14 protein-coding genes are annotated in these 12,344 nt (G+C 39.4%); 3 read left to right on the top strand and 11 right to left on the bottom strand.

Features of this window, described 5'->3' with window-relative positions; translation table 11 throughout:
• Nucleotides 1-134: 134 nt before the first annotated feature.
• The 3 genes from ABWV72_RS14690 to ABWV72_RS14680 all read right to left on the bottom strand — a co-directional run bounded on the left by ABWV72_RS14690 (nucleotide 135) and on the right by ABWV72_RS14680 (nucleotide 3,339).
• Nucleotides 135-1,811, bottom strand: a complete 1,677-nt coding sequence (locus ABWV72_RS14690) for an ArnT family glycosyltransferase (RefSeq protein WP_353371418.1) — start codon at nucleotides 1,809-1,811, stop codon at nucleotides 135-137.
• Between the two features lie 79 nt (nucleotides 1,812-1,890).
• Complete coding sequence (locus tag ABWV72_RS14685; RefSeq protein ID WP_252729371.1) at nucleotides 1,891-2,607, bottom strand: TVP38/TMEM64 family protein; 717 nt, start codon at nucleotides 2,605-2,607, stop codon at nucleotides 1,891-1,893.
• A 3-nt stretch (nucleotides 2,608-2,610) separates the two neighbouring features.
• Nucleotides 2,611-3,339 carry a glycosyltransferase family 2 protein gene (locus ABWV72_RS14680; RefSeq protein WP_216050083.1) on the bottom strand — a complete coding sequence of 243 codons (729 nt, stop codon included), beginning with the start codon at nucleotides 3,337-3,339 and terminating at the stop codon, nucleotides 2,611-2,613.
• A gap of 181 nt (nucleotides 3,340-3,520) precedes the next feature.
• Between ABWV72_RS14680 and ABWV72_RS14675 the strand changes: the two genes are divergently transcribed.
• Entirely contained in the window at nucleotides 3,521-4,198 is a 678-nt protein-coding gene (locus ABWV72_RS14675; protein WP_216050082.1) for a response regulator transcription factor, read from the top strand.
• Entirely contained in the window at nucleotides 4,195-5,625 is a 1,431-nt protein-coding gene (locus tag ABWV72_RS14670; protein WP_353371415.1) for an ATP-binding protein, read from the top strand. The genes ABWV72_RS14675 and ABWV72_RS14670 overlap by 4 nt, the downstream gene beginning before the upstream one ends.
• 97 nt (nucleotides 5,626-5,722) lie before the next feature.
• Here ABWV72_RS14670 and map read toward each other — a convergent pair whose 3' ends face one another.
• The 3 genes from map to ABWV72_RS14655 all read right to left on the bottom strand — a co-directional run bounded on the left by map (nucleotide 5,723) and on the right by ABWV72_RS14655 (nucleotide 7,440).
• Entirely contained in the window at nucleotides 5,723-6,499 is a 777-nt protein-coding gene (map, locus tag ABWV72_RS14665) for a type I methionyl aminopeptidase (protein ID WP_216050080.1), read from the bottom strand.
• Complete coding sequence (locus ABWV72_RS14660) at nucleotides 6,492-6,698, bottom strand: ParD-like family protein (protein ID WP_216050079.1); 207 nt, start codon at nucleotides 6,696-6,698, stop codon at nucleotides 6,492-6,494. The genes map and ABWV72_RS14660 overlap by 8 nt, the downstream gene beginning before the upstream one ends.
• 142 nt (nucleotides 6,699-6,840) lie before the next feature.
• Complete coding sequence (locus ABWV72_RS14655) at nucleotides 6,841-7,440, bottom strand: TetR/AcrR family transcriptional regulator (protein ID WP_216050078.1); 600 nt, start codon at nucleotides 7,438-7,440, stop codon at nucleotides 6,841-6,843.
• Nucleotides 7,441-7,640: 200 nt separating this feature from the next.
• Between ABWV72_RS14655 and ABWV72_RS14650 the strand changes: the two genes are divergently transcribed.
• The gene (locus ABWV72_RS14650) at nucleotides 7,641-8,402 is read left to right on the top strand and encodes a haloacid dehalogenase type II (protein WP_353371412.1); all 762 of its coding nucleotides are present in this window, start codon (nucleotides 7,641-7,643) and stop codon (nucleotides 8,400-8,402) included.
• A gap of 222 nt (nucleotides 8,403-8,624) precedes the next feature.
• Here ABWV72_RS14650 and ABWV72_RS14645 read toward each other — a convergent pair whose 3' ends face one another.
• The 5 genes from ABWV72_RS14645 to ABWV72_RS14625 form a co-directional block, all read right to left on the bottom strand.
• A complete protein-coding gene (locus tag ABWV72_RS14645) occupies nucleotides 8,625-9,653 on the bottom strand; it encodes a proline iminopeptidase-family hydrolase (protein ID WP_353371410.1) in 1,029 nt (342 codons plus the stop codon).
• 202 nt (nucleotides 9,654-9,855) lie between these two features.
• Nucleotides 9,856-10,266: a DUF2802 domain-containing protein gene (locus ABWV72_RS14640; RefSeq protein WP_216050076.1), complete on the bottom strand. Its 411-nt coding sequence runs from the start codon at nucleotides 10,264-10,266 to the stop codon at nucleotides 9,856-9,858.
• Between the two features lie 32 nt (nucleotides 10,267-10,298).
• Nucleotides 10,299-10,793, bottom strand: a complete 495-nt coding sequence (locus tag ABWV72_RS14635; RefSeq protein WP_216050075.1) for a chemotaxis protein CheW — start codon at nucleotides 10,791-10,793, stop codon at nucleotides 10,299-10,301.
• Nucleotides 10,794-10,818: 25 nt separating this feature from the next.
• A complete protein-coding gene (locus ABWV72_RS14630) occupies nucleotides 10,819-11,535 on the bottom strand; it encodes a chemotaxis protein CheW (RefSeq protein WP_216050074.1) in 717 nt (238 codons plus the stop codon).
• Nucleotides 11,532-12,314: a ParA family protein gene (locus tag ABWV72_RS14625; RefSeq protein WP_216050073.1), complete on the bottom strand. Its 783-nt coding sequence runs from the start codon at nucleotides 12,312-12,314 to the stop codon at nucleotides 11,532-11,534. Before ABWV72_RS14625 ends, ABWV72_RS14630 begins: the two co-directional genes overlap by 4 nt.
• Nucleotides 12,315-12,344 lie beyond the last annotated feature (30 nt).

Genomic DNA, 12,344 nt, shown 5'->3' with positions numbered 1-12,344 from the left:
TGAAACTGAAGATAAACTGATGTTTTGCAATAATTTTTTAAATAAAAACAATTCTATAATTTAATTTAAAATCTCTACTGTCTGAGTTGAACTTTTTGCAGTTATTGATATGTTTTTTTGATTCAAATAGGCACTTAGGGTTTGGGAATATACTGATATTCAATAATATTGCCCTGTGGTTTATGAAGCTGTGGTTTAGGACACCCATTTACGCGACTAGCGGTATTTAATAATACCCAATCAGTGCGGTGGGCAAACCCAAGATGTATGGCTTTATTTTTATCAAAACAAAGCCCCTCGACTAACTCAAAACTTAGCAATATAAATCGGTTTTTACTGGTTCCTATCCACTGGTAAGCCGCTTTAACTTGCTCTGCATTGTCAGTGTGATAACCAAAATGAGTAATAGGATAAGGGGAAAATAGAATAAATTGCTCGGCAAAATCGACTAGCCCAACTTCAGCATTTTGCGGAACAATATGTTGCATTTGTTGAAATATTTTTTTCGGCGTTTTAACCACTTCTAATAAACCGTATCCCCAAGTAGAGTACAAAATCCATAACACAGATATAAATAGCGGCCAGCTCCGCCACTGCTGTTGTTTGACTGTGATAAGTGTGCCCAGGAGTCCAGCCAAACCAATTGATATAAAAAAGTACCAAGGTGAAATAGCGTATTCAGTCACTAGCTTTTGGGTAAAACTGGCATTGCTTAATCCAGCCAATGCGAAAGCTAATAAGCCTAAAGATATACCAGTCACCAGTGCCCATAAAATCCAATTGACGGCCCGTCGCTGTAAAATTTGTCGCACATAAGGTGCACTGATTAAGGCTAACATTGGCAAAGCTGGCAATATATATACGCCTCTTTTGCCTGGGCTGATACTGAAAAACACTAACACGAGTACAATCCACGTTAGCGGCAGAATTACCCGGGCATCCTGCTTTTTGATTGCGCGTATCCAATGAGGAATTAACCACGGAATGAAAATGCTTAGGGGTAACCAAAAGGCAGGGATTACGGATACGAAATAATACCAAAATGGTTTAATATGATGCCAAGAATCAGCATAACGAGTAACTGTTTGTTTAAACAAAATATTATCGCGATATTGTTCTAATAACGGATTGTGGCTTAGTTCAACTAATACCAACATAGGTACAAACCACAAACCTATTGCTAAAAGCATGACCAATAGTCCCAGCAACCACTTAACAATAGACTCATTATCCGGCTTAAGTATTGAGTGATAATTGCAAATAAAGCGCATAAACATATACGGAATCAATATCAATATAGGTAAAAAGCCTACGCCTTTGGTGATAACACCGATTCCCATAAAAAAACAGGCTAAATAGAACCATCGCCATTTAGCGTCAAATAGCAAAAACCTCAAGAAACCATAACAACCAAGGGTGATCCACGCACAAACCATTGCATCAATTTGCGCACTTTTAGCTTGCAGCATAAATTGAAAGCTAAACACTAGTAGTAGACCTGCTATAAAACCAGTTTCTGGGTTCCATAGCTTACGTCCAATATCAAATACTAAATAAATAGTAAGTAGTGAACACAGCGCAGAAGGCAATAAGAAAGCTATATTTAAAGAGCCGAACAATGCGTAAAAAATCGCGATTGACCACATAAATACAGGTGGTTTATCAGGATAAAACTCTGCCGCTCTGGCCGGGAAAAACCATTGACCAGTTTCTACCATCTCTTTAGCAATTTGTGCGAAACGAGGTTCATCTGCAGGCCATGGATCGCGAAATCCTAATCCCACAAAAATTAAGATGATCGAAATGAACAAAAGTACACCCAAAAGCTGCAGTTCGCGCGCATGTTTTTGAGAAGATAAATGGAACTGAATTAAATGCGTAATCATGTCACTATTTATGACCGCTCGTGGCAGCAAATTGAGCAGTATTTTGTGCACCGGTGCTAGTGATTAAGTACTTATCAGCCTTAAACTTTTTATAGACATAAAGACTTAACAAACTGGATATGGCGAGAAATACAACACTGAGAGTGATCTTCCAATAAGATTGCACCACAACCCCCTTTCCCATAAGCGCAAAAATAGCCATCTGAGGGATGTAACCAAACATAGATCCCATCACAAATGGCCAAATTTTAATAGTGGTTACTCCCGCCGTTATATTGGTAATGAGGTTATTGCCAACTGGCAACAACCTAACAATAATTGTTTTTATAAAAACTTGATTAGTCAAAAAACGATTGAGACCGATCACTTTGTTTGGGAAAAAGTGCGTGACCACAGGTTTGGCATAAAAACGAGAAAGAAGCATGGTGAGTAAACAACTCAACGTAATCGCAAACGTCGAATAAACTACACCTTCAGCAAAGCCAAAGGCATAGCCGCTTAGAAAAGCGATGAATTGTCGAGGAGCGCCCAAAGACGCCAGTAAACCGCTAACTAAAATAAAGTTAATAATCCCCTGCCATCCATTGTCTCGAGTGTGAGCATCTATCCACGATTGATTAAATGTGTTAATCGATGGGATCTGAGCTAGTAGCTCACTACCAATTAAACAAATCAATAATAAAGGTATTAGACGTACAAAAACGTTGAGAAACAACTTCAAAATTTATTGCTCATGAGTTGTTTCAAGCAAAGCAATTTTACCTCGTCGTTGTAGCCACATCACACCAAGAAGATCGACAATTCCCACTCGTAGTCTTCCCAACATATTATACTTGGAAGTGCCATATTGACGATCTCTATGGCTGACTTCAACAACCACAATCTTTCCTCCAAGACGACGCACTAAGGCAGGAAGAAAGCGGTGCATATGATCGAAGTATGGGAGTTGTAAAAAGGTACTTTTGGGAAAGATTTTTAAGCCACATCCCGTGTCAGGGGTATTGTCCCGCAAAATTCGACTGCGTATATTGTTAGCAATCTTAGACTGCATGCGTTTCCATGCCGTATCTTTACGATTTTTCCGATAACCGGCGATACAAAAATGAGCACCAACTGGAAATTTTTGAGCTTCTTTTAACAAATCTGGAATGTCAGCAGGATCATTCTGACCATCTGCATCTAGGGTTATTATCAGCTTTCCTTTGGCAAAACTGACACCGGTGTGAATCGCTTTGCTTTGGCCAACAGAATACTTATGTCGAATAGGTTTTACTTGAGGGTAATCACTTGACGCGGCTAAACACAAGTTACTATAGGTATTATCATCGCTACCATCGTCCACATAGACAATTTCAAACTCATTATTACGATTAAGAACAGCAACAATTTCTTCTATCAACGGAATGATATTGTCTTGTTCATTTTTAGCGGGGATAACTACAGAAATATCCACAATATCAACTCTCCCAGACTTATTACTTTAAGTTTTTAGCAATATATCCGAGCAACCTTAAGATTAACTGAAGATTAGATTTAATATTGTTTAACACATACAAGTTTACGATCTTAAGTAAACCTTAAGATTGGAAGCGTAAAGTTGTCACTTACTAGCATTCAGTGGCGAACAATAAATTGTGCGATTATTACTAATTGAAGATTCGGAGTCTTTGCGACGCAGTTTAAAAATAGGTTTAGTCAAACTAGGATACTCTGTAGACACCTCAGGAGATGGCGCTGAGGGCTTAAGCATGGCCTTGATGTGTGAGTACGACGGCATAATACTTGACCTAATGCTCCCTAGTATTGACGGCATGACAATTCTCGAAACACTGCGAAAAAGTAAAAATGACACTCGCGTATTAATTTTATCAGCTAGAGCCGAACCTGAAACGAAGATCACTGGGATTTTATCAGGCGCGGATGATTATTTATCTAAACCGTTTTCGTTCGATGAATTGCACGCAAGATTAATCAACCTTATGCGACGAGGTTCAACTCAGAATCATTTTGACAAAATTAAAGTCAAGGGGTTTGAGCTTAACTTGCAATTAAAAAGCATTAGTTTTGCAAATCAAAATATTGATTTAACCCCCAATGAATACAAAGTTTTAGAGTGTTTATTTGTTAACCGAAACAGAATAACCACCGCAGAGAAACTGAGCGAATATATATCAGGGCAATACGACAGTATTTCTAAAAATGCGATTGAAGCACACCTGTCATCTGCTAGAAAAAAGGCTAGAAAACTCGGTGCTGATCTCCCGATAAAGAACAAACGTGGATTTGGTTATCAAATGCTGGAAGGTGAATGAAATCCATCCGCAAAACACTAACAAGACGGTTATCGTTTTTTATTTCACTCATTGTTTTAATTGTACTTTTAGCTGCAGATATTACTGTAGATACTTGGATCTCTGACGAATTTGAGCGTTCCATGATCAACAAGGCTGGGATGCTCATGACATTTGTACGGGAGGATCACGACGGTCTTGAATTCGAATTTGCCGGTGAGTTTTTACCTGAGTTTGAGGGTACAACGGAATCAGAGTACTTCCAAATATGGCATGGAGAGGATATTTTCGAGCGCTCAGACACACTGACAATGCACACAGTAAGAAGTTTAGCCTACAAATCAATCCCTGTTGATTCAATCCTATCTGAAGATATTAAATTACCCGATGGTCGTTCAGGCAGGGTAATCTATTCACGTTTTATCCCACAAATTGATAGTGAATATAGAAGTGAATTACTCAACAACAAACAAGCAGACGAAGATTTTCAAAAACCCGTGTTACTCGCCTATGCAGCTTCCGTTGAAAACCTGAACTTTTATCTCTGGTTTATTGATTTAGCCTTTATCATTGCCGTAATAACTATCCCCCTACTTATCAGGTTAACCGTTAGAAGAGTGGTATCCTCGGCACTAAAACCAATCGATGAATTAAATAAAGAAATTAAAGCCATACGATTTTCGGAACAAAACCAATGCTCAAGAATAAAAGACACAGCTTCAGAACTAGTGCCTATAGTAGAAAGCTTAAATCATTTTATTAATGAAAATTACTCTCTATTTCTTCGGGAAAAAAGGCTGACATCCGATATTGCTCACGAGTTAAAAACCCCAGTTACCGAGCTGATTAACTTAGCAGAAATAGCCATTCGTTTTCCTGAAGAATATAACCTTAACTCGGAATTTAAACCGGAAGTGCTTAAAATCAGCGAACGAATGAAAAGTATCATTTCAAATCTAATGCTGATCCATAAATATAGCGTGCAAACCTTACAATGTACTGATGAGATTGACCCGTTATCGTTAGTTCACCAACTTAGTACTAAGCTTAACCAAAAGCGTATACAGATAATTAGCGCGGATCATTCACACAGCATACTAACCAATGCATTTGCATTGGAGTCAATATTAACAAACCTTCTGACCAATGCATTGCAACATAGCGTTGAAAACTCTACTGTGACAGTCGCTATTAAACACGCTAACAAAGGCCCGCTAGTGATTGATATAAGCAATATTTGTATTAACCACTTAAACAATGAAGAACTTGCAGGGATGTTCGAACCACTGTGGCAAAAAGACACAGCCAGGACTTCAACCGAAAACTTTGGGTTAGGACTGACAATAGCCAAAACGCTAGCTAATGGAATTGGTGCAGAACTTACGGTGACAGGCGATATGCAACATATTACATTTCAATTAATCTTAAATCAGCAGAGCACTGATTAGAATGCCTATGCAACTTAGTAACTAGGCTGCACTTTATTCAAAAAACTTGGGGTTAAAAGTAAAGTCACTAATATGAGGCGCCCATTAAATAGCAGTTTTAAGATTGCTTTTCTTCATCACGTAAGGTTAGCACTTCATATCCAGTTGGAGTCACTAACACAGTGTGTTCCCATTGGGCTGACAACTTTTTATCTTTGGTGATAACCGTCCAGCCATCTTTTTTCAATTTGGTTTTAAATGAGCCTTGATTGATCATAGGTTCAATCGTAAATGTCATACCTTCTTGCAATACAACACCTGAGTTAGGTTTTCCTATATGTAAAACCTGCGGTTCTTCGTGCATCTCGCGACCTATTCCATGTCCGCAATAATCGCGCACCACACTGAATCCATGTTTTTCTGCATGTGTTTGAATTGCATGCCCAATATCGCCAAGGGTATTACCAGGCTTGACCGATTTGATGCCTTGCCACATTGCTTGGTAAGTAACATCGACTAGTTTTTTAGCAATAGGCGATACATTGCCAATCATATACATTTTGCTACTGTCAGCAATATAGCCATTTTTCTCTAAGGTAATATCAATGTTAACGATATCTCGTTCCTTAAGCTTTTTCCCTATCGATGGTACGCCGTGACATACAACCTCATTGATAGATGAATTTAACGTATATTGATAACCGTATTGGCCTTTACTGGCAGGCCTTGAATGCAACGAATTTACAATATAATCATCAACCAAATCATTAATTTCCATGGTGGTCACGCCTGCTTTTATAAAGCTATCTAAGACTGCAAAAACACTTGCTAATAGCCTTCCTGACTCACGCATAAATGCTATTTCTTGGTGCGACTTGATGTTGATATTACTCATTGACTAATTTCACTGTGGTGACATTTTGACTACGCATTTCACGCTGCAGAATTTGTTCGTAAGTTAAAGTTGGATTTTGCTCCGCTAAACGCCCGATTTTCAGCCAAAATTCAGCCTGTGAATTGATTGACCTTTCCATTACAGCACTATTTTTTCGAACTTCTTCATGCAATTCATTCGAAATTTTTACTATGCCCATACCTCCCCCCGGATATACATTATGCTACAAAACGTAGTATATCGTATATTTATTGAAAAAGTTAAGTGAAATGAATTGTAAATTAGCGGATCAGGAAAATTCCCATTTCTTGGTTTTCATATAGGCTTTTGAAAACAAGCCTCTAATGTAATGACTTGTGTGAAATAAAAGGTGAAAATATACCGTCAATGATTTCCTCGGTCGGCACTTGTCCACCATACACTCTTATATAAGTTCGAAGTCCTGAAAAGTTAATCTGTACATGGCGAGCAATGTTTTTACTGTGATAATTTTTATCTAACTCCCCTAAAGATTGCGCTTCAATAATCAGTGACTCAAAACTGCTTTCCATGGCTTTTAATGACATTCTGGCTTGTTCTAATAACTCCGAATTATCATCGGTTAACTCTGCTATCGTTTTAGCCAATAAACAAATACTGCAAGGAGAAGACATTTGATTTTCAGCGACTCTGTGTAGCATAAACATTTTGAGTGCCGCCAGCGGAGAGGTAGCTTTGTTGCGACATTGTTTAAGATGCTCTGATCCTATCTGGGTGTAACGAATAAGCGCTTGTTTAAATAAACCTTCTTTGCTACCAAATGCTGCATAAATACTGCCTGGACGCATATCAATTTCATTCTGTAATGTGCGCATGGAAGTGCCATGAAAGCCTCGATTCCAATAAAGTTGTAGGGCTTTATCAATCACTTCATCTCGGTTAAATTTTGTATTACTTGCCACTTACAACCTCCTTTTGAACAACTGTTCAATATTAACTTGAACGATTGTTCAAAGCCAGATATATTGCGCTAATCAAGTTAATCGTTTTAACTTGATATTATTCAACAGATTTAAATTCGAACCGATTATGGTTGTCTTCGGTGAAATTTAATCACCCAAGTTCAACTAATTTCCCACCTAAATTAATGTAGCGAGTATCCATGTATTTTAAAGTGTTATCCCAATACTTCCGTTTTTTACTATTGAGCCTAGTTTTAGTTGGTGTGAGCTTTAACAGCCAAGGCGCAAGCAAACCTAAGATCATTGTTTTTGATGTTTATGAGACCTTGCTTGATCTGGAATCCATGCGCACATCCATTGCAAAAGCATTGGATGGAAACGACGATTTAATCAGCTTGTGGTTTTCAACTATGCTGCATCATTCACTGGTCACCACTGTGACGGGCGAATATCATGATTTTGGTAAAATTGGCGTCGCAGCATTGATGATGGTTGCAGAGAGTAACAATATCGAGATTACCGAAGAGCAGGCCTTAACAGCAATTAAAACCCCGTTGTTATCGTTGCCACCTCATCCCGATGTGAAAGCAGGTTTAGCCGCATTAAAAGCCGAAGGCTACATGCTCGTCAGCTTAACTAATTCGTCCAACAAGGGAGTAGAGACACAGTTCAAGAATGCCGGTTTAACCGAGTTTTTTGATAAACGTCTAAGCATCGAAGATATTAAAATCTACAAACCTGACTTAAGATCATATGCATGGGCATTAGAAACCTTAGGGGTAAAACCTGAAGAAACATTGATGGTTGCCGCCCATGGCTGGGATGTGGCGGGAGCTAAAGCCGCAGGCATGCAGACCGCGTTTATTGCCCGTAAAGGCAAAGCACTCTATCCACTTGCGGAAAAGCCAGATTATATTGTTGAAGATCTGCAGCAACTGGTAACGATTTTGGAATCAAAATAAAAACGTCAATAATGCAAATGAGCAATCTGAATTATTCAACAATGGGTGTTAATAGGCACTGATAACATTCGCTCATATCAGATATTACAGTTTGAATGAATAGACCTTTTTCCTTCAACTAAGCTGATATGAGCGAATAACAACACCGACCTTTGTTTCACCTAACCTAATAATGCCAGTGTTAAAACTTTTTTGTAAAATGCACTTGTTTAAAAAGACGTTTTATCTATTTATTTCAAAAGCAGTATCTTTTCGAGTAAGCCAGTCTTTTAATATGGCTTGGGTAATTATCGGCCGATCAGAATAGAAGCCATGTGCTCCTCCTGGCACCACAGCCAGTTCAGCACCCGACGTCAGTTTGATATAGTCTTGCACGGTATCAATGCGCGCCGAGTCATATTGGCCAATCATAAAAAGAGTGCGGCTGCCATCAATCTCAGTCAATAAATGGGTGGCATCGTAGTGTTTAAGCACACCTGTAGAAGAAAACTCACTTGGTCCCCACATTTGATTATAAATAAGCGGATTAAACCCTTTTCCACCAACGTTTTCGTAGTACGCTAAAGCCGCTTCAGTGGGTGGTTTAGGCTGGTAATAAGGTGAATACAAAACGGTATAGGCATTATCACAAATATCTTTTTTCGGAGGCGAGTCAGATTCACATTGTTTAAGGGTTTCTCTTATTGTTTCCGGGGCTGCTTTTACAAGCAAGTTGGCATCCATGATCCAGTGCGGCGTAGAGATAAATGTCCCCCCCAAAACCGTGGAGACAGTATGCTGCGGGTATTTAGCCGTATATTCGAGGGCCAGCGCAGAGCCCCAACTATGTCCAACCACATGCCAGCGTTCAATTTTAAGTGCTAGGCGTATTTTATCCAATGATTCAACAAAGCGTTCAACTCGCCAATTTTCGGGATTGTTAGGCTGTTCAGATTTACCACTGTCGAGCTGATCATACATTATAACCATACGCTCATTCGCCAGCCCCAGCATTTCAGCAAAGCCGTTATGTGCGCCACCAGGCCCTCCATGAACAAAAATAACAGGATAAGCATCACTGTGAGACAGGCCATTTAGCCGGACATACACTTTACCGCCTTCGACTTCGACCATTAATTCCTGTTCAGGTGGACCAAAAGGCTCTGTGATATCTGCGCTGCTTTGGGCCTCAGTACCTGTTGCTACCAATGGCACCAGGGTGAATTGAACAGCCATTAAAAAAGCCAGTAGGTGTAAAACAGTGGTTTTCATAAATGCATATCTCATTAGAGGAATATTAGTGACGGCATAGCGGAATAACACCATGTTAAATCAACTTATCAACGATAAAGGTAATCTGCTGATATTACACAACACATTGATTAGTTATCCCATAAACCAACAACCACAACAAGGGAAAAAGGGTTTTAAGAGTAGATTGGAATAAATGCCGATAACAGAGGTTAGGGAAATTTTACTGGGATTTTTTCACCGCAATTAACAATTCAGCTTCTGCCCGTGGAAGCTCACATTCTCGCATAAGTTCTTCTACGCTTGCGCCTGCGTCGGCCATTTTAGCAGCTTGGGAATACAATTTAGTTTCTGGATCTAGATACTCAATTTCTTCTAACTTATCTTGCATCAATCCGATTTTAAGCACTAAATCCTTTACTTTCGCTGCAACACCCATGGCTCCGGAGCGCACTTCATGCAACTCTTCTTGTGCGTGTGAAATTTGCTGTTGTAGAGTGTGAATTTGCAGCATTAACTCATCGACACGCTGCTTGTTTTTTTTATCTCGATTAGCAAAAACGTAAGTAACGATGCCAATCAGAATAACCAAAAACACCAACGTTGCGATGGATGCATATTGCCAAGTAAGCATTTAGGTATGCCTTTTACACAAAATCAAACGAATTATAATCCACTAATTTCGTCCCACTCTTCATCACTTAGCAATTTATTTAAATCTACTAATATAAGCAATTCGCCGTCACGATTACTGACACCTTGAATAAATTTAGCACTTTCTTCGGTGCCAACATTGGGTGCGCTATCAATTTCAGAAGAACGTAGGTAAACAACTTCAGCGACACTATCAACCAAAATGCCCACCACTTGTTCTTCAGACTCAATAATGACTATACGGGTGCTGTCAGTGATGTCATGGGGTGGAAGACCAAAACGAGTTCGAGTATCAATCACAGTTACAACATTGCCCCGCAAATTGATAATACCAAGCACATAATCTGGTGCACCGGGAACAGGAGCGATTTCTGTATGCCTAAGTACTTCTTGTACTTGCATAACATTAATTCCGTAGGTTTCGTCACCTAATCGATATGTTACCCATTGCAGTACTTCATCGTTGCTATCGGCGGCTACATTTTTAGTACTTCTTTCATCACTCATATGACTCGCTCCCTACAAGCTGCGTCTACTTATCATTGCTATTTTGGCCCTTGTCGAGCAATTTAATCAATTGCTTCACATTAACAAGTGCACACATTTTATCTTTTACCATGCCAGCCAGCCAAGGGCGTTTATTATTCGCTTTTCGCCACTTCACATCAGTGGGTGCTAACGTCGATGTGGTAATCAAACGTTCGCAAGCCAATCCCCAGCCACTTGAATCTAGCATAATAAGATATTGATAATTTAATGATTCTGCCAGTTCATCATTATATTTTTCAGGCATTACCCACAATGCGGTATCAACAACGCTTAATTTTTCATCTCTATGCAGCATAACACCTTTAAACCATTTAGGTTTACCAAACAAGGGGCCTACTTTTTGGATTTTATGTATGCCGCCTAACTCAGTTAAAGGTAATGCTAAGGTTAATCCTGCCACTTCAAAAAATAGTGCTTGAAAATCTTTAGTCGGAATAAAAGACGCTTCAACTTCCTTTGCTTTGACTGACGAAGACTCTTTATTTTCGACCAAAACACTGGTTTCTTTAATTTCCGGCAACGGATTCGGTTCGCAGAAAGTCGGCTCTTCAAGGGATTCTTGAACGGCCGCAACATCTGCTGTGGCCAAGAGCTTAGCAACACTTTCGAGTTGCTCCCTATCCTCTTCTACCTCTTCAGTCAGTAATGATGTTAGATAATCTTCTACAACGTCTTCTTTTGCAAAGGTACCTTTACTCATGTGATGTAATCGACTTTAGTTTGAAGTTGCGACAATAAATTTTTATACGCAAAAACGCCTCGGGTTTTAGGACTAAATAACGACGGAGGAGATTGTGCCTGACTCGCGTCTCGAAAGCGCGTATCAACAGGAATGATGCCAGACCAAACTCTGCCTTTGTTATTATCGCACAGATCTTTATATGCATCTGACGCCGCGTTAACACGCTTATCATACATTGTAGGTACAATAATATAATCAAAATCGCGTTTTTGCGACCTCGACATAATTTTTAATGTATGCATCATTCGCTGCAACCCTTTAAGCGCAAGAAACTCGGTTTGCACTGGCACTATTAATTTGTCACATGCGGCTACAGCATTCACCATCAATACACCTAATACAGGAGGACAATCAATTAAAACATAATCAAATTCATCTTCAATTTTTGCAAATGCTTTTTTTAATATCAGACCCATGCCAGGCCTAGTACCCATGGTTCGATCTAACGTTGCTAGCGCCATTGAAGATGGCAAAATAAATAGCGAATCGAGTTTGGTCGAACACAAACTATCCAACACTTTATCTTTGTCTAACCCGTCACCAGCAATAAAAACATCATGGACACTATGCGACAACTCCTCAGCATCCACACCAAAATAATAGCTCAAAGATGCTTGCGGATCCGTGTCAACCAATAGAACACGTTTCCCTTGTTGTGCCAAAATTCCACCTAAAGTGACAGTCGTGGTGGTTTTTCCAACTCCACCTTTTTGGTTAGCAACAGCCCAAACTATCACAAGCGATCTCTTTCTACTCGATATCCAATA

It is taken from the genome of Aliiglaciecola sp. NS0011-25, assembly GCF_040370605.1.
In the GTDB taxonomy this organism is placed as follows: Bacteria; Pseudomonadota; Gammaproteobacteria; order Enterobacterales; family Alteromonadaceae; genus Aliiglaciecola; species Aliiglaciecola lipolytica_A.
The sequence above is the reverse complement of the archived record's forward strand: the minus strand, read 5'-3'. Positions and strand labels throughout refer to the sequence as shown.

Bases quoted from the DNA above. Each gene is read 5' to 3' on its own strand.
- ABWV72_RS14660 (WP_216050079.1), bottom strand. From the start codon at position 6,698: ATGGGCATAGTAAAAATTTCGAATGAATTGCATGAAGAAGTTCGAAAA.
- ABWV72_RS14645 (WP_353371410.1), bottom strand. From the start codon at position 9,653: ATGAAAACCACTGTTTTACACCTACTGGCTTTTTTAATGGCTGTTCAA.
- ABWV72_RS14630 (WP_216050074.1), bottom strand. From the start codon at position 11,535: ATGAGTAAAGGTACCTTTGCAAAAGAAGACGTTGTAGAAGATTATCTA.
- ABWV72_RS14670 (WP_353371415.1), top strand. From the start codon at position 4,195: ATGAAATCCATCCGCAAAACACTAACAAGACGGTTATCGTTTTTTATT.
- ABWV72_RS14635 (WP_216050075.1), bottom strand. From the start codon at position 10,793: ATGAGTGATGAAAGAAGTACTAAAAATGTAGCCGCCGATAGCAACGAT.
- ABWV72_RS14640 (WP_216050076.1), bottom strand. From the start codon at position 10,266: ATGCTTACTTGGCAATATGCATCCATCGCAACGTTGGTGTTTTTGGTT.
- map (WP_216050080.1), bottom strand. From the start codon at position 6,499: ATGAGTAATATCAACATCAAGTCGCACCAAGAAATAGCATTTATGCGT.
- ABWV72_RS14650 (WP_353371412.1), top strand. From the start codon at position 7,641: ATGTATTTTAAAGTGTTATCCCAATACTTCCGTTTTTTACTATTGAGC.